This window comes from Sporosarcina sp. BI001-red, from assembly GCF_003384035.1.
GTDB lineage: Bacteria > Bacillota > Bacilli > Bacillales_A > Planococcaceae > Sporosarcina.
Map to the genome: position 1 here is coordinate 246,195 of NZ_QQAK01000010.1, position 26,302 is coordinate 272,496.

Annotated in this window: 23 protein-coding genes; 13 read left to right on the forward strand and 10 right to left on the reverse strand. The window is 44.1% G+C overall.

What is annotated here, in order from left to right:
* The first annotated feature begins 114 nt into the window (after nucleotides 1-114).
* From DVB69_RS05915 to DVB69_RS05945, 7 genes are all read left to right on the forward strand, one after another.
* Nucleotides 115-1,125: a dipeptidase gene (locus DVB69_RS05915; RefSeq protein ID WP_116017558.1), complete on the forward strand. Its 1,011-nt coding sequence runs from the start codon at nucleotides 115-117 to the stop codon at nucleotides 1,123-1,125.
* Nucleotides 1,125-2,351 carry a DUF819 family protein gene (locus DVB69_RS05920; RefSeq protein WP_116017560.1) on the forward strand — a complete coding sequence of 409 codons (1,227 nt, stop codon included), beginning with the start codon at nucleotides 1,125-1,127 and terminating at the stop codon, nucleotides 2,349-2,351. The genes DVB69_RS05915 and DVB69_RS05920 overlap by 1 nt, the downstream gene beginning before the upstream one ends.
* A 160-nt stretch (nucleotides 2,352-2,511) precedes the next feature.
* Nucleotides 2,512-3,408, forward strand: coding sequence for an ABC transporter ATP-binding protein (locus DVB69_RS17670; RefSeq protein WP_199562810.1), 897 nt, complete (start codon nucleotides 2,512-2,514; stop codon nucleotides 3,406-3,408).
* Nucleotides 3,409-4,146, forward strand: coding sequence for an ABC transporter permease (locus tag DVB69_RS05930; protein ID WP_199562811.1), 738 nt, complete (start codon nucleotides 3,409-3,411; stop codon nucleotides 4,144-4,146).
* Between the two features lie 3 nt (nucleotides 4,147-4,149).
* A complete protein-coding gene (locus DVB69_RS05935; protein ID WP_116017562.1) occupies nucleotides 4,150-5,265 on the forward strand; it encodes a sensor histidine kinase in 1,116 nt (371 codons plus the stop codon).
* The gene (locus tag DVB69_RS05940; RefSeq protein ID WP_116017564.1) at nucleotides 5,262-5,867 is read left to right on the forward strand and encodes a response regulator transcription factor; all 606 of its coding nucleotides are present in this window, start codon (nucleotides 5,262-5,264) and stop codon (nucleotides 5,865-5,867) included. Before DVB69_RS05935 ends, DVB69_RS05940 begins: the two co-directional genes overlap by 4 nt.
* Nucleotides 5,868-6,000: 133 nt before the next feature.
* Nucleotides 6,001-6,501 carry a DUF1648 domain-containing protein gene (locus tag DVB69_RS05945; RefSeq protein ID WP_116017566.1) on the forward strand — a complete coding sequence of 167 codons (501 nt, stop codon included), beginning with the start codon at nucleotides 6,001-6,003 and terminating at the stop codon, nucleotides 6,499-6,501.
* A 254-nt stretch (nucleotides 6,502-6,755) separates the two neighbouring features.
* Here DVB69_RS05945 and DVB69_RS05955 read toward each other — a convergent pair whose 3' ends face one another.
* A complete protein-coding gene (locus tag DVB69_RS05955) occupies nucleotides 6,756-7,019 on the reverse strand; it encodes an excalibur calcium-binding domain-containing protein (protein WP_116017570.1) in 264 nt (87 codons plus the stop codon).
* 573 nt (nucleotides 7,020-7,592) lie between these two features.
* Here DVB69_RS05955 and DVB69_RS05960 point away from each other — a divergent pair.
* The 5 genes from DVB69_RS05960 (at nucleotide 7,593) to DVB69_RS05980 (ending at nucleotide 13,637) form a co-directional block, all read left to right on the forward strand.
* The gene (locus DVB69_RS05960; RefSeq protein WP_116017572.1) at nucleotides 7,593-8,432 is read left to right on the forward strand and encodes a MurR/RpiR family transcriptional regulator; all 840 of its coding nucleotides are present in this window, start codon (nucleotides 7,593-7,595) and stop codon (nucleotides 8,430-8,432) included.
* 110 nt (nucleotides 8,433-8,542) lie between these two features.
* Nucleotides 8,543-9,436 carry an N-acetylmuramic acid 6-phosphate etherase gene (gene murQ, locus DVB69_RS05965; RefSeq protein WP_116017574.1) on the forward strand — a complete coding sequence of 298 codons (894 nt, stop codon included), beginning with the start codon at nucleotides 8,543-8,545 and terminating at the stop codon, nucleotides 9,434-9,436.
* 50 nt (nucleotides 9,437-9,486) lie between these two features.
* Complete coding sequence (locus DVB69_RS05970; RefSeq protein WP_116017576.1) at nucleotides 9,487-10,866, forward strand: PTS transporter subunit EIIC; 1,380 nt, start codon at nucleotides 9,487-9,489, stop codon at nucleotides 10,864-10,866.
* Between the two features lie 79 nt (nucleotides 10,867-10,945).
* Nucleotides 10,946-12,016: a DUF871 domain-containing protein gene (locus DVB69_RS05975; RefSeq protein ID WP_116017578.1), complete on the forward strand. Its 1,071-nt coding sequence runs from the start codon at nucleotides 10,946-10,948 to the stop codon at nucleotides 12,014-12,016.
* A 187-nt stretch (nucleotides 12,017-12,203) separates the two neighbouring features.
* On the forward strand, nucleotides 12,204-13,637 hold the full coding sequence (locus DVB69_RS05980; protein WP_158541038.1) for a GGDEF domain-containing protein: 1,434 nt from the start codon (nucleotides 12,204-12,206) through the stop codon (nucleotides 13,635-13,637).
* A gap of 106 nt (nucleotides 13,638-13,743) precedes the next feature.
* On the opposite strand, the gene DVB69_RS17530 is transcribed toward DVB69_RS05980, so the two are convergent.
* The 9 genes from DVB69_RS17530 to DVB69_RS06030 form a co-directional block, all read right to left on the reverse strand.
* Complete coding sequence (locus DVB69_RS17530) at nucleotides 13,744-14,988, reverse strand: Ig-like domain-containing domain (protein WP_158541039.1); 1,245 nt, start codon at nucleotides 14,986-14,988, stop codon at nucleotides 13,744-13,746.
* A 241-nt stretch (nucleotides 14,989-15,229) separates the two neighbouring features.
* Nucleotides 15,230-16,963 carry an AMP-binding protein gene (locus DVB69_RS05995; protein WP_116017586.1) on the reverse strand — a complete coding sequence of 578 codons (1,734 nt, stop codon included), beginning with the start codon at nucleotides 16,961-16,963 and terminating at the stop codon, nucleotides 15,230-15,232.
* Nucleotides 16,964-17,044: 81 nt separating this feature from the next.
* The gene (locus DVB69_RS06000) at nucleotides 17,045-18,523 is read right to left on the reverse strand and encodes an aldehyde dehydrogenase family protein (RefSeq protein WP_116017588.1); all 1,479 of its coding nucleotides are present in this window, start codon (nucleotides 18,521-18,523) and stop codon (nucleotides 17,045-17,047) included.
* Between the two features lie 431 nt (nucleotides 18,524-18,954).
* On the reverse strand, nucleotides 18,955-20,103 hold the full coding sequence (locus DVB69_RS06005) for an acyl-CoA dehydrogenase family protein (RefSeq protein WP_116017590.1): 1,149 nt from the start codon (nucleotides 20,101-20,103) through the stop codon (nucleotides 18,955-18,957).
* Nucleotides 20,104-20,125: 22 nt separating this feature from the next.
* Entirely contained in the window at nucleotides 20,126-21,319 is a 1,194-nt protein-coding gene (locus tag DVB69_RS06010; protein WP_116017592.1) for an acyl-CoA dehydrogenase family protein, read from the reverse strand.
* 223 nt (nucleotides 21,320-21,542) lie between these two features.
* Nucleotides 21,543-21,977, reverse strand: coding sequence for a Zn-ribbon domain-containing OB-fold protein (locus DVB69_RS06015; RefSeq protein WP_116017594.1), 435 nt, complete (start codon nucleotides 21,975-21,977; stop codon nucleotides 21,543-21,545).
* A gap of 13 nt (nucleotides 21,978-21,990) precedes the next feature.
* Nucleotides 21,991-23,154, reverse strand: a complete 1,164-nt coding sequence (locus tag DVB69_RS06020; RefSeq protein ID WP_116017596.1) for a thiolase C-terminal domain-containing protein — start codon at nucleotides 23,152-23,154, stop codon at nucleotides 21,991-21,993.
* A gap of 17 nt (nucleotides 23,155-23,171) precedes the next feature.
* On the reverse strand, nucleotides 23,172-23,615 hold the full coding sequence (locus DVB69_RS06025) for a MaoC/PaaZ C-terminal domain-containing protein (RefSeq protein ID WP_116017598.1): 444 nt from the start codon (nucleotides 23,613-23,615) through the stop codon (nucleotides 23,172-23,174).
* Entirely contained in the window at nucleotides 23,616-24,065 is a 450-nt protein-coding gene (locus tag DVB69_RS06030) for a MaoC family dehydratase N-terminal domain-containing protein (RefSeq protein ID WP_116017600.1), read from the reverse strand.
* A gap of 139 nt (nucleotides 24,066-24,204) precedes the next feature.
* Between DVB69_RS06030 and DVB69_RS06035 the strand changes: the two genes are divergently transcribed.
* Nucleotides 24,205-26,253 carry a helix-turn-helix domain-containing protein gene (locus DVB69_RS06035; protein WP_116017602.1) on the forward strand — a complete coding sequence of 683 codons (2,049 nt, stop codon included), beginning with the start codon at nucleotides 24,205-24,207 and terminating at the stop codon, nucleotides 26,251-26,253.
* Nucleotides 26,254-26,302 lie beyond the last annotated feature (49 nt).

The window sequence follows — 26,302 nt, forward strand, 5'->3', positions numbered from 1 at the left end:
AAAAGCTTTGCCTTGTGCAAAGCTTTTTTTTATGGAAAAGTAAAAGAAGTTACTGATAAATATGATACAATGTATTAATTCCAATATATTAGAATACTTATAAGGGAGGATTCTATGAAAATTTTCGACTTACATTCAGATTTGTTTACGGACATCGCCTTTCGAAGAGCCCGCGGAGAGACGAACGTTTTTGACAGAATCCATTATCCAGCACTAGAAAAAGGGGGCGTGAGTTCAATAATATGTGTGTTTTGGACGGAACCTATTTTTTCTGAACAACCACTAGAGCGTTTTTATGATCTTATCAAGTACGTTGAAGCAGACTTACTAGAGTCTAAATACGCGGTTGTTCAGCCTCTCGAAGGTATTCATGAAGAGTCTATTTCAGATGGGAAAGTTAAGGTTTATCTAGGTATAGAGGGTTTATCCTCCTTAGATCAGTGGATTACGGAGTCAGAAAATGAAGCAATCGACACCGCTTTCGATTTCATGAAAGAAAGAGATATTCAACACATCATCATGGCATGGAACGAACAAAATGCTTTCGCGAGCGGGACGGGAGCACCCTCTATCAAGGGGGACCTGGGGGTATCTTCACTGGGTCTCGATTTGCTAGCCCAGTCGGAAAAGTCAGGCTTCATCATCGATGTCTCCCATTTAGATGAACCAAGTTTCTGGGATGTCATCCACAACACAACCGCCCCCATTATCGCTTCGCATAGCAATGCACGTGCTATATGTGATCATGAACGAAATCTAACGGATGATCAAATCCGTGTCATATCTGAACAAAACGGGTTAATCGGGTTGAATGCTTATGGAGAATTTGTAGATGAACGGCATCCAACCGTTGACCGATTTATTGATCACATCGACCATATTGTATCCATTGCAGGCATCCATCATGTTGCATTTGGATTCGACTTTCTTGATTACTTAAGTGATCATCCGCTAGGCGGAGGGATGGATGTATTAACGGAAGGGCTAGAAGATGTCACGAAAGTTCCAGCATTACTGGAAAAGATGAAACACCGTGGGTATTCTGAAGGTGACATTGAAGCCATCAGTTACAAAAATGCCGAGCGGTTCATGACCAATCTAATATCAGAAAGAAGGCGCACATAATGACGAATACATGGATTCAGCCAGACGACACGCTCACACTATGGGGGATTATTGTCGTAGTGGCATCTCTCAGTATCTATTTAGAACAACGTTTCAGTTGGGCTTCCAAGATTTCGGGAGCAATCATTGCGCTAGTTGGCGCTATTTTTCTATCAAATACAGGTATCATACCTACTGAATCTCCAGTGTACGACGCAGTATGGGGTGTCATTATCCCACTCGCAATTCCGCTCTTACTTTTCCACGTCAACATTAAGAAAATATGGACAGAGAGTGGTAAACTACTCGCGCTATTCCTATTAAGCTCAATCGGAACAGTAGCTGGAACCATAATTAGCTTCTTTCTATTGAAAGATCACATCCCTTATCTAGATAAAATCGGTGGGATGATCAGCGCGTCTTACGTCGGAGGAGGTGTGAACTTTGCAGCGATGGCAGGCAAGTTTGAAGCACCTGGTGACCTCGTATCTGCAACAGTCGTCGCAGATAATCTCATGATGGCCGTGTACTTTGTCATCTTAATGCTCATTCCGACAATCGGATTCTTTAGAAAACGCTTTTCTACACCACATATCGATCAGGTGGAAAAAGGAGTATCAACTGAAGACGGCAAGACTCTAGCAGAAAGTTTTTGGAAGAGGAAAGACATTTCGTTAAAAGATATCGCGATGGCGGTGGGGACAGCATTCTTCCTTGTTATCGTATCGTTCAAACTAGCGGACTTTATTGGTGGTCTAATTCCTTCTGGTGAAAATGTTTCAGGAATTATGAACTTGGCAAACGCGATTTTTGGAGATAAATATCTTGTGTTGACCACGGTGACGTTTATCGTTTTGGCGTTGTTCCCATCTTATTTCGAAAAAATCAATGGCAGTCAAGAGTTCGGGACATTTTTGATTTATTTATTCTTTGTAGTCATTGGAATCCCAGCATCGATTCCATTAATCGTACAAAATGCGCCATTGCTTCTTGTTTTCGTATTCATCATTGTTATGGTTAATATGGTCGTTTCGTTGACGGCAGGCAAACTGTTGAATGCCAATCTAGAAGATACGCTTTTGGCGAGTAATGCCAACATTGGTGGGCCAACAACTGCTGCTGCATTGGCAATTGCAAAAGGGTGGAAAGACTTGATTGGCCCAATATTAGTCATAGGAACACTTGGTTATATTATTGGGAATTACATCGGTACGGTACTAGGGCTTTGGTTTTCAACTTTAATTTAAGAAGTATCCGAAATTTCACCGATACTTGTATGAATAGACAAAACGCTTTGCCTTCTGTGCAAAGCGTTTTTTGATATGACAAGTGTCATACGAACCGATGACAGAAGGGACTGCAACGCACTCGCGACTTTCATTACCATAAAGTCAAAGGAGTGATTGTATGACAACGATCATCGATTGTATGGCAGTGGGAAAGTCATTTAAAGGAAAGTCCGCTGTAAAAGACCTGTCTTTTCAGATGAAAAAAGGAGAAGTGGTGGCGTTATTAGGACCGAATGGAGCTGGGAAAAGTACAACAATCCAGATGCTTCTTGGTCTAATGGAACCTTCAGTAGGGAGGGTCACCATTTCAGGACAGAACCCTAAATTGAAGGCAGTCCGTGAACGAATAGGTGTCATGTTACAGGAAGTTCGATTGTTGGATACTGTCACCGTAAAGGAAATCCTTCAGCTAGTTCGAGGATATTATCCACGCCCGCTTTCGATGGAACAGTTAACCAGGTTAACCGGATTGGATGAATCTTCACTGAATACGCGTACTGAAAAGCTGTCTGGCGGCCAAAAACAACGTGTCAGTTTTGCACTAGCGCTAGCTGGTAATCCAGATATGCTGTTTTTAGATGAACCAACTACCGGCATGGATGCTATTGCACGAAAAACGTTTTGGAAATCAATTCGGGAACTTGCAGAACGTGGAACAACCATCATTTTCACTACACATTATTTGGATGAAGTGGAGGTTGCAGCGACCCGCGTTTTGATGATGAATCACGGGGAACTGATTGAAGATGCGACGCCCGCAATGATGAAAAAGAAGTTGGGGATGCAACGAATTTCATTCCTAACTGACGCGGTGTATCGTCCCGAAACTTATCAAGGGCTTGCTGCTACCGATATTCGTATAGACGGAAAGAAAGTGACCATTCTCACCGGGAATGCAGATCACTCATTGAAAATTTTGTATGCACTTGAACTTGAAATCAGTGAAGTGACCGTTAATAGAGGCACACTAGAAGAAGCTTACAGTCAGCTAACGGACAGTCCGGAGGTGAGCTGATTGAAAATATTATGGAATGAATGCTGGTTAGAAGCATTACGTGTCTTCAGGAATCGCTACTTCATCTTTTGGTCGCTCATAATGCCGATTGTCTTTTACGTATTTTATACTAAAGTCATGGTTCAAGATGTTGGGGATCCTAAGCTTTGGGAAAAGCATTTACTCATGTCAATGGCTGCGTTCAGTGTAATGGGAAGTTCGATTATGACGCTTGGACTTCGTCTCGTTCAGGAGCGGAATCAGGGATGGACGACATACTTGAAAACAACTCCGGTGTCTGGAGCTGTATATTTCATTGCAAAAATGGCGGGACAGACATCGGTCCATATTTTTACGATTTCAGTGATTTTTACAAGCGGTGGGTTGATTAATGGAATTTCGATGCCTGCTATCGAATGGATCACAGCAGGTATGTGGATTTTAATTGGAGCGATTCCTTTCCTCGCACTAGGCGGATTAATCGGTACGATGAAGAAATCGGATACGGCATCAGGTGTAAGCAATCTAATCTATTTAGCGCTGGCAGTAACGGGAGGCATGTGGATGCCTATGGAGTTTATGCCAAAGCTGCTACAACAAGTGGCACAATGGATACCCTCTTATCAATATGCTGCGGGCGCTTGGTCGATTATTCGCGGAGAAGCGCCTGGTTTAGTCGGTATCCTAGTTTTAATCGCTTATACAGTTGTTTTCATGATACTATCGATACAAAGAAGGCGGATGCAGGAGGCGATTTAGCGAATGAAAACATTTGAATTATTTCCACGGCGATTCGGCTGGATACCTTATGTATTTCTTGCCTATCTCACATTCCCACTATTTCATGTACTGTCGGAAACCGGTCTAAAACGAATCCTTGGGTTTGTGTTGTTAGCGGTATTTGTTATCGCTTATCGAGAAGCATATCGAGCGGTGACGGATGCTGGCCTCATTGGCTGGTCAACTATCTTAATGGTCTTCATTATCGTGTTGGCTTGGTTTTATCAACCTTATAATTTAATTTTAGCTTTTTATGTTTCGAACTTCATTGGAGGAATTGGGGATGCACGTCTGTTTAAGAGGGCAATAGAAGTATTCGGAAGTGGATTAGTTCTATGTGGAGTATTGCTAGTCTCCGAATATGGAATGGAAACAGGTATTGGATTTTTCCCTTTCATTATAGTAATGGCACTCACGCCTATCGCTGTACGTAATAGCGCAGAACGTGGCAGACTTGAAGAAAAATTGGATGCTGCGAATGAACAAATCCGTGAACTGAGTCGACAAGAAGAGCGTGTACGAATCGCACGCGATCTGCATGACACACTCGGTCATACGTTGTCATTAATCACGTTGAAGAGTCAGGTGGTCCAACGCGTTCGAAACGATTCTGATAGGGTCTTAGAAGAAGCAAAGGGGATTGAAAACACATCCCGTTCAGCGTTAAAGCAAGTAAGAGAGTTAGTGAGCGACATGAGAGGAAGTTCAGTTGCAGAGGAGCTTGTGCAAATGCAAGAAATCCTTTCGGCTGCATCCATCGAGCTAAAAACGGACTTTCCTGATCCCCTGCCAGACCTCCCCCCGCTGAAACAAACGATTATTGGGATGTGTATCCGAGAGTTGGCAACAAATATTGTCCGGCATAGCAATGCTTCAACTTGTCTGATATCAATTCGGGAAACAGACGATGGGTTAGTAACGCGCGTCAAAGATAACGGGATTGGCATGACTGGGGCTCATTATGGAAACGGCTTAAACGGTATCGTCGAACGGCTAGCGTTAGTGGAAGGAACACTTTCAATTAAAGAGCAATCCGGTACTCTATTTAAGCTAGTCGTGCCACTTCCCATTACAACAAGAGGGGGAGAGACTGGATGATTTCACTCGTGATTGCAGAAGACCAAAAGATTTTACGTGGCGCACTTGGTACGTTGCTCGATTTTGAAGAGGACCTGACAGTAATTGGGCAAGCGCAAGATGGAGAAGAAGCATTACAATTAATTCAACAACTGAAACCAGATGTATGCATTCTGGATATTGAAATGCCAAAGAAGAGTGGCTTAGATGTTGCGGATGAATTAAAAACAGCGGGCTCTTCTTGCAAAGTTGTTATATTGACGACATTTGCCCGACCCGGTTACTTTGAACGTGCTCTTCGATCGGATGTCAGAGGCTATTTGTTAAAAGATGGGTCCATAGATGAACTGGCAAATGCGATCAGAGCTGTGATGCAAGGTAAACGTGAGTTTTCATCAGAACTTGTGATGGGTCATTTCTCGAATGAAAATCCGTTAACAAAACGGGAGAAAGAAGTGCTAAACCAAGCAGCAAATGGCCTAACATCAAAAGAAATCGGGACGGCGCTGTATTTATCTCCAGGGACAGTCCGGAACTACTTATCCGAAATCCTGCAGAAGGTTAGTGCGAAAAACAAAGTGGAAGCGATTGTGATTTGTCGAGAAAAGGGATGGTTAGATTGACGAATAATAGGAAAATGGAGGCCGCCCACGCGTCATTGTGAGAGCGGTTTTTGTATGGGACAGTATTTGAAACTTATCTTAACTCCTTTCGTAAAATAGGAAGTAGAAGTGATATGTAAAGGAAGTGAACGAGATGCAAAAGCCGCCCAAACATGTAGAAACCCATAAAACAAGGATAGGTCAGGCTTGTGACGTGATCGGCATTCTCCTCTTTCTAGCGATAATCTTTTATACGGTGTTTCAATGGAATAGGCTTCCAGAAGAGGTTCCAATCCACTTTAACGCTGCCGGTGAAGTAGATAACTATGGATCTAAATGGGCCTTGTTGCTAGTACCACTAATTAGTGTGGGACTGTTTGCATTGCTTGAGTTTTTAGAGCGACATCCAGAGTGGCATAACTATCCTAAACGTTTAAATGAAGTGAACGCACCTCGGTTCTACCAATCCAGCCGAGAACTTTTAAACCGAGTGAAAAACCTTTCACTTCTTTTGATGACTTATACCCAGTGGGAAATTGTCCGCGTCGGACTTGGTGATTTAGACGCAATGAGCGAATGGGGGTTCGGCGGCATACTTGCGCTGATGTTAATCGTAATCTATATGGGTGTGGCCAAACAGAGGAAGATAAAATGAAAAGAAGCATCCTCCAGACTAACAAATGGAGGACGCTTCTTTTACTGTTCGGATTTAAGTTGTCGCATAGGGCGAATGAGATAAATATAAATCTGATAGACGCCGAATAACAAGGTTAGCGTCAAAATTGGAGCCAAGATGTTTTGTGGTTCTACGATGAAATAAACGCAAGCCAGGGCAGTTACGTAGACAAGGTAACCAATTGAAAAGAGATTTTTACTCGTCAATATCTTCCCTCCTAGTGTTTGCGGAGCTTATCGTTCGCAGGCGATACCGTCTTTGTCTCGATCCAAGCCTTTATTATTGTTGTACACAGCAGTGTTTACAGTTGGCGCATATTTAGTTTTTCCACCTTTGTTGCGAACCTTAGCATTCATCGCGACTCCGCCTTTGTACGTCTGATTCAGCATTGTACAGTTTTTGAATTTTGCAGGTGCAGCATCAGCGGGTTGTGCAGGGATGGTAGCGACTCCAAGTGCTAACACTGTTGCGGTAAGAACAGCTCCAACTTTTTTCATCATAAGCACTCCATTCGAGTATTGTATTTTAAGATAATTATACAGCCTTTCCAGCTGGATGGATAGACAAATTATTGAATAAATTGATGAAATGTGCATGGAATCCGATTAATTCTCCTATGTGACCTATTCTTGACTGGATTTTGCTGATTCATAAGGCGATTTGAGCGACTATACTTGTCAACGGGCTGATAATACGATTGATCTAGCCGAATCGACTCGCGCACAGTGAATTTCCATCCCTAAACGCGCGAAGCGCCACTAATTAAGCTCTTAATGCCATTGAATTGTGTCCCGTTACCGAGAAACTTTGCTAAGTGTCGGAGAAATCTTCCGATGTGATCGAGAAACTACGTCCAGTGTCGAAGAAAGTTCTCTACATGTCGGACAAACCTTAAGAACTGTCGGAGAACAGGAAAACGGCAGCTGGTAGAGAGGTAGCTCATCCCTAAACGCGCGAAGCGCCACCAATCAATCACTACTCCTACATAAGTAGTGGTACTTTCATTTGAGCATTGTCAAAAGGCTCGCACTTCAGTCATAATGGAAAGAATAGAGTAGGGGGCGGTCAGAGTGCTAGGACAGATTAAAGATCAATTGAATCGTTTTTCAAAAACAGAGCTAAGAATTGCAGAGTATATCTTGAATAATGCGGAACTGATCCCAACGATGACTACAAAAGAATTGGCTGCAAAGACTGACGTCAGTGAAGCCTCTGTTGTTAGGTTCACCAAGTCCGTGGGAATTGGTAGCTTCAAAGCATTCAAGATTTTATTGGCACAGGAGCTTGCGAAAACAGAAGAATACATAACTGACTTTTCCATCACACAGAAGAAAGATTCTCCCTATGAATTGTTTCAAAAAGTAGTTCATGTGAATCGTGGAGCAATCGACTTGTTACTGGCATCGATCGAAAAGAAAGAACTCGAGAAGGCAGTCAAAGCGTTTCAATCGGCGCACAGAATATTATTTTACGGAGTTGGTGGCTCAGCAATTGCAGCGATGGATGCTCAATTCAAGTTTGCAAAACTCGGGTACCAAGTGGAATATCATGCGGATTTCCATTACATGCTCTCAGTTATCCCTTTTTTAAGCGAACACGATGTGTTTGTGGCAATTAGTATGTCTGGTGAAACCAAAGATGTTGTCGAACTTGCAAGGTTTGCGAAAAAACAAGGAGCTACTCTAATTAGCATTACCAACTTGAACAAATCTCCTTTATCAAAGGAATCCGATATTCAACTCGCAACTCCGAATGTAGAAAAGGATTTTCGCGTCGGAAGTATCACATCACGCATGACGCAGCTGACAGTAATCGATAGTTTGTACATTAGCTTAGTAAACCAAATGGGCGAGTCGATTATAGATCGTTATCAGAACGCTCGGGAACAGGCGGTGAAATTGAGAAGATAATGATTTTTGCATAAAATGAAATTTAATTTCATATAATTCAACTAAACTATTGACTTGTAATTTCCTTGAGGCGTACAATAAAGCCAATGCAACGTTGAAGGAGTGAGCGCATGCTTGAGAAACTAGGTACGGAACAACGGAATGTACATACGATGTCATTGGATACGATGAGTGTTGCCGACGTGTTGAAAGCGATGAATAAAGAGGATGGATCAGTGATTGAGGGAATCCACGCACAGTTGCCAACGATAGAAAAAACGGTCAACGCCGTTATAGATTCGTTTCAAAAAGGTGGAAGACTGATTTATGTCGGTGCTGGAACAAGCGGACGTCTAGGTATTTTAGATGCAGTTGAATGTGTCCCGACGTTTGGAGTATCACCAGACATGGTAGTTGGTTTAATAGCCGGAGGATTGAAAGCGTTCACAAAGGCTGTGGAAGGTGCTGAAGATAATCCGGAGCTAGGCGTACAAGACTTGAAAGGCATCCAGCTGAATGAAACCGATACTGTCATCGGCATCGCAGCAAGTGGCAGAACACCTTATGTCATAGGCGCGCTGGACTATGCACAGAAAACTGCCGCTCATACAATCAGTATTAGTTGTAATGAAGGCGCAGAAATGAGTAGTCATGCTGACATTGCAATTGAACTTGCGACAGGTCCTGAAGTGTTAACGGGTTCAACGAGATTGAAAGCAGGCAGCGCGCAGAAAATGGTGCTGAATATGATTTCAACAGCTGCGATGATTGGGATTGGTAAAGCGTATGAAAACTTGATGATCGATGTGCAAGCGACGAACTTGAAACTGCAAGAGCGCTCGAAACGGATCATTATGGAAGCGACTGGAGTAGATTTCGAAACAGCAACGTCGTTCTATGAATCTTCCGGTAAACACGTGAAGACGGCAACTGTCATGATTTTGCTAGATTGTTCGAAGGAACAGGCGCAAGAACGAATTGAAGCAACGGATGGATTTGTTCGTAAAGCGATTCAACAAGCATAAAGATTATTGTAGAATCATTCACTAATAAGGGGAGAAAGGAAGGGTTCAAAATGAGAAAAGAGCAACAAATGGCAAATGGAATACTCGAGCATGTCGGCGGAAGAGACAACATCCGTAAGATTGCCCACTGTATGACAAGACTTCGCCTGACATTGAAAGATGATAGTAAAGCAGATATTGCCGCATTGAAAAAAGTCGACGGTGTCATGGGGGTTGTCGTCGACGAAACCTTGCAGGTCGTCATCGGACCAGGGACTGTGAACCGGGTCGCGGATGAAATGAGCCAGTTGACGGGTCTTGGTATTGGAGAAGAGTCTGAACCGGAGTATGACAGTTTGACATTTGAAGAGCGCGCTGCGGTAGATAATGAACGGAGAAAAGAGAAAAACCGTACACCGTTCAAAAGTTTCCTAAGACGTATCGGTAACATTTTTATCCCACTGATCCCAGGACTTGTCGCTTCAGGGATTATCAATGGAGCTGCAAACTTTGCGAAAAACGCAGGAGTCGATCCGACTCAGACCTGGATGCAAATTTTACTACTTCTCGGATCGAGTGTCTTCACGTACTTAGCGGTAATTGTTGGTTGGAATACGGCGAAAGAATTTGGTGGAACACCTGTATTAGGTGCAATCGCCGGTATGTTCTTATTCAATCCATTCCTTGCAGAGATTACGATTTATGGTGAACCTTTAGTTGTCGGTCGAGGTGGTTTATTCGGAGTCATCTTTGCAGCATTCCTTATGACATTTGTTGAAAAGAATGTGCGTAAAGTTATGCCAGCAGCGATTGATATCATCTTTACCCCACTCGTTACCGTACTCACTGTCGGTTTCTTCTCACTCTATGCAATTGTACCGGTTGCGGGCTTACTTGCAGACGGGATTACAAAAGGATTGATCGCCGTTCTAGACGTAGGCGGAGTTGTCGCGGGTGCTGTCCTTGCGGGATTCTTCCTACCACTCGTTATGGTTGGTTTGCATCATGGACTGACACCAATCCACTTGGAATTGATCAACACATATGGAAATACAGCATTGCTAACAGTTCTCGCAATGGCTGGAGCCGGGCAGGTTGGTGCAGCAATGGCTATCTTCGTGAAAACGAAAAACCGTCGTCTCCGTAATATTATTAAAGGGGCATTGCCTGTTGGATTCTTAGGCATCGGGGAACCGTTGTTATACGGGGTTACGTTACCACTCGGCCGCCCGTTCATCACCGCTTGTATGGGTGGAGCACTCGGTGGTGCATTCCAAGCAGTGATGCATACAGCAGCGACAGGAATTGGAGTTTCAGGAATTTCGTTAATTCCTCTAATTGCGGATGGTAAGTACTTGTACTACTTCCTTGGATTGCTCATCGCTTATGGTGGCGGATTCCTCTTCACGTATCTATTTGGATTCAAAGAAGAAATGGCACGCGATATTTAACAAAAACAGCATCCATCTCCGTTAGCTAAAATGGGGATGGGTGCCTTACTTTTTTGCCGAATAAAGGAGGAGAATTGAGATGCTTGGGTTGTCTGTCTATTTAGGAACGGTAAGCTTTGAGGAACATGAAAAGCGCATACGGGAAATGAACACAGTCGGTTTTAAATCCATTTTCACATCACTGCATATTCCGGAAAATGATGCGTCTGCGTATAAAGAAGAAGTTCAGCTCCTTGGAAAATTAGCGAAGGAACTTGGGATGGAACTGATGGTGGATGTAAGTCCAAGTGCGCTTGATAGTCTTGGCTTTACGTTGCAATCAGCAGAAGGCTTATTGGAATGGGGAATCAGCGGACTACGTCTAGACTATGGAATCTCTCCAGAAATGATCGCAAAACTATCTCGAGTAATGCGTGTGGCAGTAAACGCCAGTACAGTGACCCATGAAGAGCTAAGTGAGATGAAAGCTGCGGGACTTCGACTGGAAGGGACGGAAGCATGGCATAACTTTTATCCTCGACCCGAAACGGCGCTAGGTCTGGAAGAGTTCACTCAACGAAACAGTTGGCTTCGTGAAGAAGGAGTTTCAGTGATGGCTTTTGCACCAGGAGATGGACAACTTAGGGGTCCACTGTTCGAGACGTTACCAACGCTTGAGAAACACCGTCACAGATTACCGCTCGCAGCAAGTTTAGAGCTGATGAAAGATGCAATTGTTGATAAAGTGCTCATTGGAGATCCGGGATTAAGTGATTCAAGCTTAACGCAATTCGAAGCATATCAGAACGACATCATTCGACTTCGTGCTAAGTCTTTTGAACAAGCAGATCCAGAAGCATTGAAAACGGCTGCGACACTCCATACAAACCGTCCGGACAGTGCGCGAGACGTCATTCGTTCCAGTGGATCACGTCCTGCGGCAATGAAATCAGGAAATTCCGTTTCTGCGCAATATTGCGCATCGCGACCAAAAGGAACAATCACCGTCGATAATGAGCGCTATTTACGCTATCAAGGTGAGCTCCAAGTGACGAAAACTGATTTACCAGCAGATGAGAGAGTGAATGTCCTCGGTCAAGTTATTGAAGAAGACATAGCGTTACTGAAATACATCGGTGGCAATCAGCAATTTGAGTTAGTTTGGGTTTAAAAAGACCACCTCTGACAATGTGCAGAGGTGGTCTTTTAATAGCGTTTTATCGGTAAATAGTATGACTATGTGGAACTATTTCTCAATTTAATGATTCTATAAACGTTGGACTATGTTACTATATAGAGAATAGAGTTTTTAGCTTTTATTCCCACTACTAACTAGTATGATTACGGAGGAAATGCGTATGACTGATGAATTGTTAACTCCCTTGAGGGAAAAGGCCTTGCAGTTAAGGATAGAAGGTCGTTATAAAGAGTTAATCGAGCATTGTGATGTACTACTGGAAAAAGGGTTGAAACAACTAGACCATAAGGCTGTACTATCCGCGCATATTCATCATGCATCCGCTTTCTATAGCATCGGTGCGATTGAAGAGGCATTTTTAAGTGTGGATGCACATTTACACTATTGTTCCCAATATGGTGACGAGAATGAACAATTGAATGGCATTAATATACTTGTCATTTTATATGACTACAATAAAGAATATGAAAAAGCGAAAGGTGCGTTGAAGCGGGGCATCGAATTAGGGACACGTCTTAAGCATTGGAATATGGTTAGTAATGCCTACAGCAATTATAGTCATATTTGTGCGAGTGAAAATGATTTTGCCGGTGCTCTTGAAAATGGGCTGATTGGTCTGGAAATGGCAGAACGATATGTCACGGATAGTTCGATTTTAAAGTTCCATGTGAAGTTGAACATTGCAAATGCGTACGTGGGACTCGGGGATACTAAACATGCTGGACCTATGATTGAAGAAATGCTGGGGGATTCTATCTTATCTACCTTTAAACGTGAGAGAGCCCAAAGCTACGATTTGTACGGACGCTATTTAGTGAAGAACAAAGAGTTCTTAAGTGCTCTAGAAGCATTTGATGTTGCTAAACATGAAGCATTGGACATTAAAGATCTCCTCCTATTAAAGGAAATTCAAGAAAGACGGTGTGATCTTTGTGAAATTCTAGATGATCGGCAACTAGGATTTGTCGTGCAGCAAGAATATATTAAGCTGTTAAAAACGCTGCAAGAACAGGAACTAGCCATGACTGCGTTAAAACTGGAAGTAAAGCATAATGTTACCTCCATCGAACGCAATGCAAAAGTAGATTACCTGACTCGTTTATTCAACAGAAGACATCTAGAAGAAGTTGCAGCGAATTGGCTGGCACAAGCAGCAGAAGCAGGCAGTTTTGTATCGTGTATTGCACTCGATCTCGATAACTTTAAGTCAATTAACGACACGTATGGTCATTTGGCTGGAGATGAAGCATTGCGGGAAATTTGTAATACATGTCAGCGAATTCTCTGGAAATCGGACTCAACCGAATTATTAGCACGATATGGGGGCGATGAACTGGTCTTCCTCCTAAACGGGGCGTCCCTGGATGACGCCAAGGAGAGAGTCAACCTGCTAATAGCTGAAGTTAGGCAACTGAAAATCGCTTTTAATGGAGAACTTGTTCCAGTCACTGTAAGTGTAGGTATAGCGGATAATGCAAACGGAACATTCTCACAGTTTGCAGACGTTTTTTACCGTGCAGACCAAGCCTTGTATCAGTCAAAAGCGAATGGGAAAAACCAAATATCCGTGTTTGAAACTTCAGTAACGCAGTGAGGATGAATGAGCACCTTCTTTTAGGGAGGTGCTTTTTGAATTGGGCGTGCATCTGAGAACTAAAAACTCACCTTCTTTTAGTAGTAAGAAGGTGAGTGGAGAATTCTTATTTCACATAGAATGTTTTCTTGATTGATTTCTTCAATGTCATACCATTGTGGCTCTTAATCTCTTTGTCGATAAACAACGTATATCGCTCACCTGTTTTATAAGCCTGTTGAGGTGTGATGACAAGGGATTTCGTTGCAACATCATATGTTGTAGTGGTTGCGATCAAGTTATTATTAGAATCAACAACTACAACGTTTAATTCAGAAATTGCTTGTTCATCTAAAGGCTTACTAAACTTAATGTTCCAAGGTTTGAAAGCATCTTCAACTGGCGCCTCAGGTTTAACCTCAGCATCGTGATCATTCTTGATTTTCTCGATGACTGTGTTTTGAATACCGTTTATTTTATCTGTTGCAGTAGTTAAATCAAGTTGCAACTGCTCAATCCGTTCATAACGTGGAGCGAGTAATGCAGGGTCTGAAATACGTGTAGCCAACGAATCTAACTGGTGAGAAATTCCAACTAATTGATAACTAAGTGAAGTGAATTTACCTGTATAATCGTTATACTCTTCAACTGCCTCTTCAAGTTCTTCAGCAAGATCTTCTTCTTTTTCGGCTTTTTCTTCAGCTTCCTCTTCGGCCTTTTCCTTGTCTAGATCAGCTTGTTTTTCAGCTTCTTCATTATCTTTCTCGGCTTGTTTTTCGGCTTTTTCTTTATCTTTTTTAGCTTGTTTCTCAGCTTTCTCTTTTTCCTTGTCTGTTAATGGTTTTTCAGAAGGGGCTGCGTCCTTTTCAGGTGATTCAACAGTCTCATCGGAAACGCTTAAAGGCATAACCAGTCCTGGAATCTCTTCGGAGGGTTGTGGTTCTTGGTTTTGATCTTTAACCTTATCCTTGTCTTTATCTTTATCTTTATCTTTGTCTTTATCCTTATCCTTATCCTTATCTTTATCTTTGTTTTTATTTTTATCGTCATCAGTCGTCATTTTCTCAAATTTGTTTTGGTATTTGAAGATGAGCTCTTCTACTTTCGTCAATTGCTTATCAATTGAAAGTAATTGTTTTTCTGCACCTTTATTTGCGTAATCTCCACCGTTTTGTTGTCCGCCGGCATATTCAGGGTTTTGTCCGTTTTGGTTATTTGATCCTGACGGGTTTCCATTATAATAAGGGTTTTCATAACCGTTAGGATTTCCGGGGTTTGACGAATTATCATAAGCTGATGCAATAGAAATTGGTGACAAAAATGTACTAGCTGCGAACGTAGCGGCAATGATAGGTGCGTATAACTTCTTCATACTAATTCTCCTCTGGCCATTTAGGCAATTTATCGTTTTATGTAACTAAATCGTACACCTGGAAAGTTGGATAATCCTAGTGCCAAATGAAACCATTTACGTAAATGGAAATGTAATTTTGGTTATATTATAGGTAATAATACCTTGTTTTTGGAATTTCTTTAATATAAATAGGACTTCGTAATAATAACCTATGGAGAACACAAAAAAACACCCCGCCACTAGGGCGAAGCGTCCAGAATCATTGGTTTTTAAGTTCCATCTTCTTCAAATGAACTTTTGAAATCTTTCCAGCAGCCGTCATTGGGAATTGTTCCATGAACTCGAGTTCACGCACTTTAGAGTAGTGGACGACACGCTCGTTCGTATACGTCATCAGCTCTTCAACACTTAACGTACTCCCAGGTTTAACGATAACAAACGCTTTTGGAATCTCACCGACCGCATCAACAGGCTTCCCAATCACAATCGCATTTTGCACTGCGGGGTGGGAGACGATTACTTCTTCGATTCGGCTAGGATACACGTTATATCCGTTGTAGATCAGCATCTCTTTTTTACGATCCACGATTGCAAGGTAGCCGTCTTCATCGATAATTCCGATATCACCGGTATGCAGCCAGCCACCGCGCAATGTGGCTGCAGTTTCTTCAGGTTTGTTGAAATAGCCTTTCATCACTTGGGGCCCTTTAATACAAATTTCTCCGCTTTCTCCTGAAGGAAGAGGTTCTTCACTGATTCCGTCGAGCGAAACGACTTTGATTTCTGTATTATACGTAGGCAGTCCAACAGTCCCGATTTTATGGACTCCGCCAGAAATCATAACACTGCCGGCCACAGATGCAGTGGCTTCCGTCAATCCGTAGCCTTCTCCGACACGTGCATTCGGGAACATTTCTTTCAGCAAGCCCATTTCTTTTTGAGAAAGCGGGGCAGCTCCAGAACTGATGTTGCGAATGGCAGAGAAATCATATGAGTCGATTCCGGGCAAATTCAGCAATACATTCCACATCGCAGGTGCTCCATTAATGGAAGATACCTTATAAGTCTCCATTAACTCCAAAAATTGCGCAGGAACGAAACGATCAGGCAGGAGCGTCGTGCTGCCAAGTGACATTGGTGAAACAATCATGCCGATTCCGCCAGTAATATGAAATAGCGGGGAAGGGCTTAACCGAATTTCCTCCCCAAGGGGAATCAAATACTTTTTCTTGTAAGAGTCTCTGTCCTGGTCCACCGCAACAAAACGCAAGGCTCCGTCTTCATCGACAACAGGTAAAGCCCCAGCCGTCCACCCTGCAATTTGTGTAATGTTACTCACTAAATTCGCATGCGTGATCATAACGCCTTTCGGACTGCCTGTCGTACCACCTGTGTAAGCGATGTGTACCAAGTCTGTCTGAGGATCAATGCCAGGATCAAATTCTTCATCTGAAGCAGCCGCTTTTAGTGCCGCAAAACTGTGCCAGCCCTCGAAAATCGAGACATCTACCGGCGTATCATTCGAATAGATCTCTGATTCACCTGTTATTATGACGTGCTGCACGTCTGTATCCGCTAAAACTTCTTGAATCTGATTAGCTACCGATTCGTGAGTAATGACGACTTTCGTTTCAGAGTCATTCAACTGAACCGTTAAGTCACCCGCAGGCAAGTACGGATTCAAAGGGGAGTACGCAGCGCCGGATAAAATAATTCCATAATATGCAGCTACGTATTGGGGACACGTAGGAAGGTGTGTGGACACCGTCATCCCACGCCCTACGCCAAGCATACGCAGTGCATTCGCAAACCTTTTAGCTTCTGTGTAAATCTGGTCATACGTAATCCGCGTGTCGCGATAAATATAAGCATCTTTAGCACCGTATTGTTTCACACTGCCTTTTAAAATAGCGCCCGCTGTCACGTTCGGAATGTCGAGTGTTTCTGGCAAATCTTGATCGTAATTTTCTCTTTTTGAAAGTTTCACGTTCATTTGACCACCGCCTCTCTCGAATATAGACCCAATCCCTGCAGTACAAGCTGAATGAAGTATCTCGGTTACCGAGACTGTAAATTAAAGCTCGATGACACATGCCTTTTCACGTGAATACTCTTCAATTGAATCTGTTCCAAATCCACTGCTCTTCACACCGCCAAATGGTAGCTCTACACCAACGCGCGCATAGGTATTGACCCAAACGTTTCCTGCTTCAAGTGCGGCAACCATGCGGTGTGCTCGGCTTAAATCTTTCGTCCAGACGCCAGCAGCCAGTCCAAATTCCGTACCGTTCGCAAGTTCAATCGCTTCTTCTTCGGTATCGAAAGGAATCATGACAGACACAGGACCAAAGATTTCTTCCTGGCAAACTCGTAATGAATTTGACTCGGACTTTAATAGGGTAGGCTCAATCCAATAGCCATCTGCCAAGTCACTTCGATCAGGAACGAGTTCTGACCCACCAGAGCGCCCGCCGTAAACGAGTTCTGCTCCTTCATCCAAACCTAATTGAATATAAGACTTTATTTTTTCGTATTGAGATTTATTGGCGATAGGACCTGTTGTTGTCGTTGGATCTAGCGTTGGACCAAACTTTTTCAACTCTGGATTTGAGAGATAGTTTTTAACCCCTTCAGCTACTTTGTCAATAATTGACCAGTGAACGAGAAGGCGTGAACTTCCAACACAAAGTTGCCCGGAGTTACCTGTGAATATACTGTATGAACTAATAGCTTCCACTGCTTTTTCAATATCAGCGTCTTCAAACAGCACATTAGCCGACTTACCGCCAAGCTCAAGAATCAATGGCTTTGGCTTTCCAGCAGTTGCTTTTGCAATGGAGCTCGCAGTGCCGCCTGAACCAGTCAAACTCACTTTGCTCACGGCAGGATGCTCGACAAGTGTGTCACCGATCTCTGAACCTGGTCCGCAAATGACGTTGAGGACGCCTTCAGGTAAAACATCTTTCAACAGCTTTGCTAGATGAAGGGAAGAGACTGCTGATTGTTCGGATGGTTTGATGACAACCGTGTTCCCTGCAGCAAGTGCATAAGCAGCCTTAATGGAAAAAGTAAACAAAGGCGCATTCCAAGGCGTAATTCCAACGACCACACCATAAGGTTCACGTAGCGTATAACCAAGGCTGGTTTTAGTAATGGGCACAGTTTGCCCGCGATTCGATTCGACCGCTTTACTTGCGGCATCTAACCATACTTGCTGCAGCACAGGAATCAGCCCGTACGAAGTTTCCCGAATCACCCACCCATTGTCTTGCGTTTCAAGCGAAGCAAGCTCGCCGCCATTGGATGCAATGACTTCTGCAGCGTCACGTAAACACGCGGCGCGTTCGCCTGCAGAGAGTGCTTTCCATGCAGGGAACGCATGCTGTGCTGCTTCGATAGCAGTCACCGCATCTTCCTTTGAACTTTTCGGAACGCGTGCCCATACTTTTCCAGTGGAAGGATCAATACTATCCGTAATGGCTCCACCCGTTGCTGCCCGTAATTCTCCACCAATCAAGTTTTGATACTCTTTCAAGTCTGTCGACACTGCCATAATTGTTCTCCCCCTTAGTTGGGTGTTTATATTTTGTGATTTGCGTAGATTTCTATGGGAACTGACCGCGAATTGTGGAAGGCGCTCATAAATGTCATAAAGTGCTCATAAACAGCAGAATGTGCTCATAAATCACGAAAAGTGCTCATAAATGCCAGAATGTGATCATAAACTGCGAAATACGCTCATAAATCGCGGGAAATGCTCATAAACCTGCAGAATGCGCTCATAACTGGTGGTATCGTCATAAACAACCAAGAGCACTCATGACCTCCAACACTTTTTCGTAACGCAGAAGTCCCGTAGTTAATTTGACTTTATCCACACATATCAATAAGTTATCAACAAACTACCAACAAGATATCCACTCACTGTGCACTAACTATTCATAATATATCCACAGCCGTTAGCGAGTTATCCACAAGTACTCCTCAAGATGCCGGAACAGCGTCACGCGTAGCCGAACCTAAGTGCCATCCAAGAGAATGTGCAGTCTCTTTACGTGAATCGTGCACAGAACCGAAATAATTCTCATAATACCGGGCACGCTTCAAGAAAAGCTGTACATCTAGCTCTTCCGTAAACCCGATACCGCCGTGAATCTGGATCGAATCACCAGCCGCCTTGATATACGCTTTTGAGATGAACGACCGAGCACTGTGCACAGCTGAGATTTTATCCACAGCATCTGACTCGACAGCCCACGCTGCATAATAGGAAAGAGAGCGTGCTGTCTCCAGATCAAGCTTCATGTTAACGATTCCATGTTTAATCGCTTGGAAACGTCCAATCGGCTGATTGAACTGAACGCGGATCTTTGAATACTCCGCTGTCATTTTGACAAGTTCATCCATTCCGCCGACCATGCTTGAACAAAGAGCAGCGTTGAAATGGAGAAGACCATGTTTCATCATATCGGCAGCGTTTCCAGGTTCGCCTAGCAGTTCACCAGGTGCAGCATCGAACGTTACTTCAGCAAGACGCTGAGTTTCATCTATAACAGAAAGCATGCGGACCGATGCTAGGTCGCTTGCTTTTACGAGAAACAGTGATTTCCCTTCAGCCGTTTGTGCTCCTGTGATGAAAACGTCCGGCTCACCAATGACAGGAACCAACGTTTTCGTACCTGTTAGCGCATAGCCATTCTCCGTCTTTGCTGCAACACAGCAGAAAGAATTGGGGAAGAGGCTCGTGCCTTTTTCGTACCAAGCAACAGACATTGTACTTCCCCCTGTTGCAACATTCGGGAGCCGTGCAGCTTTTTGTGCAGGTGTTCCGTATGACTCAAGTAACGGAACAGCAAGGGCGAGTGTCTCAAGTTGCGAACCAGGCAGTAGCACGCGTCCGGTTTCTTCAAACACGGGAACTAAGTCGAGTGCACCGAGACCAAGACCATCTGACTCTTCAGAAACGGGGATCGCTGTGACGCCCAATTCTGCCATACCTGAAGCAAATCTTGTGACGACGTCGAGTTTACCGTCAATGACAGCACGCGCGGCTTCCGTTCCGTTAATATTGTTCATGTATTTACGAATCGCTGTCCGAAACAGCTCTTGTTCTTCGCTTAATGCAAAATCCATATCGATCACCTCTCCAGTTCAGTTATCGTCCTAAGTCTTTTGGCAGACCAAGAATGCGTTCCCCAATCGTATTGCGCTGCACTTCACTTGTGCCGCCGCCGATTGTTGCGCCGAATGATGCCAGGTATTGCCGCTGCATCTCTCCGTCAAACAGCGCGTCGTCATGGGTTAGTACACCTGCATGACCTTGAATTGTCATCGCAAAGTCGAAAACTTCTTTCGTCAACTCGCTGACAAGGAGTTTATCCAACGAACTTTCAGCCCCGGGCTTACCGTTTTTGAGTGTATGGGTAATGTTTCGATAATAATTCAGCTTCGCTCCGTTAATGCGAGCGTGTAAGTCAGCGAGCCCGTCTTCTACAAATGGATCTTCGATAAGAGGAGTGCCATTCACTCGGATTGTTTTAGCCATTTCAATGACGCTGTCAAATTGCTGTTCAAGCGTAAACACTTGCGCCGCAATTCCTGAACGCTCATGAAGCATCAATGCAATCAGGACAGACCAGCCTTTCCCTTCTTCACCGACTATGTCAGCATCCGTCGCAATGGCATCGGTCAAATAGACTTCATTAAACTCTTGGTGTCCATCCATTTGAACAATCGGTCGAGTTTCTACGCCTTCTTGATCCATATCAAGAAGGAACACAGTTATACCTTCATGTTTCTTTTCAGACTGACTAGTTTTCGTGAGAAGGAAACACCGGTCTGCCAGATGTGCAAAACTCGTCCATACTTTTTGTCCGTTAATGATCCATTTGCCATCTTTTTTCACAGCGGTCGTTTGCAGTGCAGTCAGGTCAGAGCCGGCACCAGGTTCTGAATACCCTTGGCTCCACACTTGCTCGCCCGTTAAGATTTTTTCGATATACTTATCCTTCTGCTCGTCCGTTCCCATTTGGATCAGGGTCGGTGCGACCATATGGATCCCGATGTAGTTCACAAGGGGAGGGGACTGAACGCGAACCATTTCTTGGTGATAAATGATTTCTTCCATAAGCGTCGCATCACGCCCGCCGTATTCTTTTGGCCAGGATATCGCTGCCCATCCGCCTTCATAAAGCGTCCGTTGCCAATCGCGGAGGAACTTTGAGTAGTGTTCATTGTCTTCAGGAAGTTTCCGATCGCCTTGCAGCCAACCTTTCGGCAAGTTCATCTCTAGCCAGCCACGCAGTTCCCCACGAAACGTCTCCTCATTTTCCGTAAATGTAAAGTTCATCGAGACACACCCTTTCTCATTCGTTCACTTTATCTTTCTCTCTTCTCTTTTCTTTTTAGAGGGAGATAGTTTCGCTAACCATATCTGTTGATTGAAGCGTAAGACGGCGACTCCTGCGGAATCTAATGGAAACAACCTAAGTTCGCGGCGTCCTGCCGCAACGGTTGCATGACCTACATCCTGTAGGCCCGCGTCCGCTTGCAGCGTAAATCAACCCAGTCTGTTACCCCCGAGCCAGCACCCACTGTGGCAACGCGCGGTCATCCGTAATATCCACCCACGTCATCTTCAATGGCACGCCAATCTCAACATCTTCCGGATCACACTCAATAATATTTGCCATAATCTTCACATCAGGATCAGCATCCAGGGCAGCAACCGTAATCACAGTCGGCAACTCATGCTGGAATCCTGGCAAAAACGGTCGATACGACACAATATAGGAATACACCGTCGCCGTAATATCCGAACCAAGCAGCTCCCACTCCGTCTCCGGACTTCCGCAAGTCGGACAAGCCGGACCAGGCGGGTGAATGAACGTGCTACACGCCGAACACTTCTGAAGTTTAAGTTCATGCTGATCCGCGGCGTCCCAATACTCATGATTATCTTGGGTCTTCAACGGAATCGGCTTTTCATATGCAGTCTGTTTAGTCATCAAGACGCCTCCTTTAGTTTCGTAAAATCATCGCACCTGCGATATCTGGACCTGCCCAGCCCGTTGAAATCCCGAGCTCACAATCCTTCACTTGGCGATCCGTCCCTTTATAGTCATGCCGTAATTGCCGAACGAGTTCCAATACATTATTCATGCCATGCGTATAGCCTTCTGAAAGCATGCCACCCGCAGTGTTGGAAGGAAGACTTCCTCCCATCTTCAAATTGCCCGCCGCAACGAAATCACCGACTTCACCACGTTTAGCGAACCCATACGATTCAAGCTGTCGCAGCACGACCCAGCTGAAGCAATCGTAAATCGAAGCAACTTGAATATCTTCTGGTTTCACGCCAGCCGATTTGTACAGCTCCGCAGCTGCGTGATCAGCCGCAACTTCATCGACTTGCGTCCAATAATGCACGTGTGAATGCGTTGTCCGAGGCGCCATTCCAGCGATGAAAACCGGCTTAGATTTGCAGTTTTTCGCATTCGATGCAGACGTCACGATGATTGCATTCGCTTCATCCAACTCCACACAACAATCATGGATATTGAATGGCATACTGATGTCAGGCGTTGCGAGATACGTTTCCATATCTAGAGGTTTTCCATTCAAAAATGCATTCGGATTCCGTTGTGCATGCTCGTAGAAACTAATACAAACATGTCCTAAGTGCTCTTTCGTAATTCCCGTTTCGTGCATATGACGATTCGCAAACATCCCGAACCACTGCGTAGGGGATGCAGAACCGTATGGCATGATGAAACTGCCGCCTGGAAGCATTTCCTGAAGCATATTTGGATCATATCCGCGTCCAACTTTTTCACCGGAACTTCCATTCATCGAACGATAGATGAGGACGGTTTCTAACATGCCTGCTTCAATTAATGCAACTGCATCTGCAATCAGCAATTCCGTACTGCTCCCACCGCCGCTCACATCTTTTACATACTTCGGATGGCATCCCAAGTAAGTCGCGAGCTCGTGTGATGGGCACGAATCTCCAGCAGTTGAATAGTTCATAATCCCGTCAAGATCTTTCGCTTCAAGGCCGGCATCTGCAAGCGCATTACGTGCTGCAGTAAGTGCCATATGAAGGGGAGTCGTACCTGATTTGCGGGAGCGCTGATTTTCCCCGACACCGACGATTGCGCATTGGTTTGAATAAGTTGACATCTGTGCGACCTCCTTAGTCAGTCGTTCTCGATTTTACAAGTAAGCGTTGCCGTTCCAGTTCCAACCCGTTCGCCAGGTGCTTTTTCTGCAATCAATTCAAGTTCGGCTATACCCTGGCCATCCGTTTCAGTGAGTTGTTTCACAGCACCGCTGCACGTAATGGCATCCCCTGGTTTCGTCATAGCCCCAAACCGCATATTAAAGTTGCTGACAACAGATTCAGTCCCAGCTAATTCCTGTACGTATTGTCCAAGGAATCCCATAATAAGCATGCCGTGTGCGATCACACCATCCATACCGATGCTTTTCGCAAATGCATCATCTGTATGGAGAGGATTCAAATCGCCAGAGGCTTGTGCATACTGGACGAGCTGTTCACGTGTTACAGGTGGTTTCGTAAGCGGTGGAAGTTGCATCTCCACGTGCAGCTCAGAAAAAGGAATTGTTGTAATCGCTTTCATTCAATAGGCCCCCTTTTGTGCGGGCCTATAGATAATCGTGTTCCGCGCGACTGCCGCGAGAACGCCATCTTCATTTTTCATTTCCGTGTCGAGCACTAGAAACTGCATCGTCCCACTTTTCCCGACGCGATCGTACACGTCAGTTACAGCCATCGTGCATTCGAGACGATCTCCAATTCGGACTGGCTGATGGTAGATGAATTCCTGTTCACCGTGAAGCATCCGTTTGAAATCCCACTTCAATGGAAACTCCGCATTGCTGCCAAGTGCAACTAAAAATGTGGGCGGTACGGTTACGCCTTTATAAGCCGTATCAGCCGCATAGGTTTCATCAAAATAGAGGGGATTCTCATCACCAATTGCTTGCGCGAAGCGGGTTACACGCGCTAGATCGATCTCAGCAATATAAGGTTTGCTAGTGATCCCAATCATGCTTTTATCTAAATCCATGAGGCACCTCCAAGTGTTAGTGTATTAAAATTCTACCTACTTAAAATAGTATGTCAATTTGGTTGACAGTACAATGTAGAAGTCTCTATAGTTAGTAGTAGATAATTAGAGATTTTTCCATAGAGAGAAGGGAAGGATTATGTCTTTACCCATTGAAAGCTTATTAGAACGGATTGGAATGAGTTCTCCCTATTCGATTTGGATTGCAAAGGGCGAACTTCAGCAAGTGTATGCACTTGTTAACTCAAATGGAATGATGCCACCAAAAACGAAGAAGATAAATAAGAAACCTATTGAAATCCTACAAGAAGAGGATAGAAGTATCGTACAATTCACGTATTCACAAGAATATCGGGTCATCTTATTAATGGAAGGAGATTCGACGTTAAGCGAAATCGAATTGGAGATGCTGTTCGACTTTTTGCACAAAGGTTTCTCGGAATATGCAGATGAAACCGGACGTGCTAAGCTAGCGCGCATTGTCGACAGCATTCGCTACACGACAGCTTCACTAGACTTGGAGGACGTATTTTCGAACATTATGGCGCATACACTCGACGTTATTACGAATGCCGATTACGGAACGCTTTGGTTGTTTGATGAAACGCGGGGGAAAATCGTCTGTAAAGCATCAGAAGGGTATCGATTTGAAGAAATTCAACAGATGGAATTCGATTTAGGAGAAGGCCCAGTCGGCTATGCTTTTGAACATGGAAGCCCAGTCTTAATTACCGATCCAAGGGATTTGGAGAAAGGAAAAGTCAAACGGATCTCCCTTGAGAACAGGAGACGTTGGGGGAGAAGGGTCGAGGATATTACCAATATTAGATCGGTCATTGCCTATCCGATCGGAGTGGATGGCCGTATTGAATGCGTCATGTATTTAGGGCAAATAAATTCAGAACAACTTTTGACTGAACGTGATTTGTGGCTGTTGCAAATCTTTACTACGCAAGTTGGAATTGCGATAAGAAATGCGAAGCAGTTTGCCAATATACGTGAGTTGAACGATAAGTTAGTGCAGCGAGATGCCATTCACGCAACGCTCACCGAGTTGACGGTCCGAAATATGGGAACGGAGAAAATGATTGATGAGTTAAGCAGGATGGCGGGACACCCCTTAGTATTCGCGGATCTGTTGATCAACGAAATGATCCCTTCATCTGCTAACCTGCCTCAGGGAATATCCTACAAAGATCTGCTTGAAAAGATTCAGCTAGAAGGGATTTCAAAGACAATTATCCTTACGAGAACGGGTGATATTGTTTTATACCCGATTCGTTCGGGATCTGTTGTTCTCGGCTGTCTTATTTCTGCATCCTCAAAAAAGTTAGAAAGAATTGGCGAGTTAGCAATTGAGCAAGGAAGTGTGCTGCTTGCACTGGAGCGGGTGCAAAAGCAGAATGTATTAGCATTTTACTATAAAAACCAGCGCGAACTGTTTGACGAATTACTGCACACAACGAATCCAGACGTTTTAAAGGAAAAAGTGGAAGCACTCGGCATTCGAAATATGGATGGGTTTGCGGTCGCGATGCTTCAAGTAACTGGAACATCAAATCCTCAGGAGCTCGAAGCACACATATTCAGATTGATAACAGAACTACGTTCATCAGCAAGTGGCCAGATTCAAACGATATTCGGATGGCAAAACAAAGTGATTTTGGTAGCAGGGGTTAATGGTCAATCGGAGTTATCGTTTTTGGAGAAGAAGCTGGAGGAGTTAGTATTCCATCGTTCAAAGGCGAACTCAGACTATACGCTTCACGGCGGAATTGGTTCACTCGTTCATACGACCAGCCAAATCGAACAAACGTATCGAGAAGCAGAAATCGCACTCACTAATCCGATTGCTGGCCAGAAAAATCATCGATTTATACGCTATATAGATATTGGAATTAGTCGATTATTTACGAGCCGAAATACAGAAGAAGTGAGTAAGTTTATAACAGATGTATTTGGTCCACTGCGTGAAGCAGATCGCTCAGACGGTACCTTGGAGCAGACGCTGCTTGCATACTTTGCCAGTAATCGTTCTGCAGGGGAAGCCGCTAATAAGTTACACATCCACATTAATACGCTGTATCAACGTCTCAAAAAAATTGAAGATACCTTGAATCTTTCATTGAAGAATACAGACGATGCGCTTCAGTTGCAGCTCGCTTGCTATTTGCGACAGAGAGCATGATTCATAAAAAACACCGCCAAAAATCTTGATTGATTTGGCGGTGTTTTCA

Excerpts from the sequence above, each read along its gene's own strand:
- DVB69_RS05980 (WP_158541038.1), top strand. The coding sequence starts at position 12,204 with ATGACTGATGAATTGTTAACTCCCTTGAGGGAAAAGGCCTTGCAGTTA.
- DVB69_RS05935 (WP_116017562.1), top strand. The coding sequence starts at position 4,150 with ATGAAAACATTTGAATTATTTCCACGGCGATTCGGCTGGATACCTTAT.
- DVB69_RS05920 (WP_116017560.1), top strand. The coding sequence starts at position 1,125 with ATGACGAATACATGGATTCAGCCAGACGACACGCTCACACTATGGGGG.
- DVB69_RS05955 (WP_116017570.1), bottom strand. The coding sequence starts at position 7,019 with ATGAAAAAAGTTGGAGCTGTTCTTACCGCAACAGTGTTAGCACTTGGA.
- DVB69_RS06010 (WP_116017592.1), bottom strand. The coding sequence starts at position 21,319 with ATGAACTTTACATTTACGGAAAATGAGGAGACGTTTCGTGGGGAACTG.
- DVB69_RS05975 (WP_116017578.1), top strand. The coding sequence starts at position 10,946 with ATGCTTGGGTTGTCTGTCTATTTAGGAACGGTAAGCTTTGAGGAACAT.
- DVB69_RS06000 (WP_116017588.1), bottom strand. The coding sequence starts at position 18,523 with ATGGCAGTGTCGACAGACTTGAAAGAGTATCAAAACTTGATTGGTGGA.
- DVB69_RS06005 (WP_116017590.1), bottom strand. The coding sequence starts at position 20,103 with ATGGATTTTGCATTAAGCGAAGAACAAGAGCTGTTTCGGACAGCGATT.
- DVB69_RS06030 (WP_116017600.1), bottom strand. The coding sequence starts at position 24,065 with ATGGATTTAGATAAAAGCATGATTGGGATCACTAGCAAACCTTATATT.
- DVB69_RS17530 (WP_158541039.1), bottom strand. The coding sequence starts at position 14,988 with ATGAAGAAGTTATACGCACCTATCATTGCCGCTACGTTCGCAGCTAGT.
- DVB69_RS05915 (WP_116017558.1), top strand. The coding sequence starts at position 115 with ATGAAAATTTTCGACTTACATTCAGATTTGTTTACGGACATCGCCTTT.
- DVB69_RS06015 (WP_116017594.1), bottom strand. The coding sequence starts at position 21,977 with ATGACTAAACAGACTGCATATGAAAAGCCGATTCCGTTGAAGACCCAA.
- DVB69_RS05995 (WP_116017586.1), bottom strand. The coding sequence starts at position 16,963 with ATGAACGTGAAACTTTCAAAAAGAGAAAATTACGATCAAGATTTGCCA.
- DVB69_RS06035 (WP_116017602.1), top strand. The coding sequence starts at position 24,205 with ATGTCTTTACCCATTGAAAGCTTATTAGAACGGATTGGAATGAGTTCT.
- DVB69_RS05945 (WP_116017566.1), top strand. The coding sequence starts at position 6,001 with ATGCAAAAGCCGCCCAAACATGTAGAAACCCATAAAACAAGGATAGGT.
- DVB69_RS06020 (WP_116017596.1), bottom strand. The coding sequence starts at position 23,154 with ATGTCAACTTATTCAAACCAATGCGCAATCGTCGGTGTCGGGGAAAAT.
- DVB69_RS06025 (WP_116017598.1), bottom strand. The coding sequence starts at position 23,615 with ATGAAAGCGATTACAACAATTCCTTTTTCTGAGCTGCACGTGGAGATG.
- DVB69_RS05970 (WP_116017576.1), top strand. The coding sequence starts at position 9,487 with ATGAGAAAAGAGCAACAAATGGCAAATGGAATACTCGAGCATGTCGGC.
- murQ (WP_116017574.1), top strand. The coding sequence starts at position 8,543 with ATGCTTGAGAAACTAGGTACGGAACAACGGAATGTACATACGATGTCA.
- DVB69_RS17670 (WP_199562810.1), top strand. The coding sequence starts at position 2,512 with ATGACAACGATCATCGATTGTATGGCAGTGGGAAAGTCATTTAAAGGA.
- DVB69_RS05940 (WP_116017564.1), top strand. The coding sequence starts at position 5,262 with ATGATTTCACTCGTGATTGCAGAAGACCAAAAGATTTTACGTGGCGCA.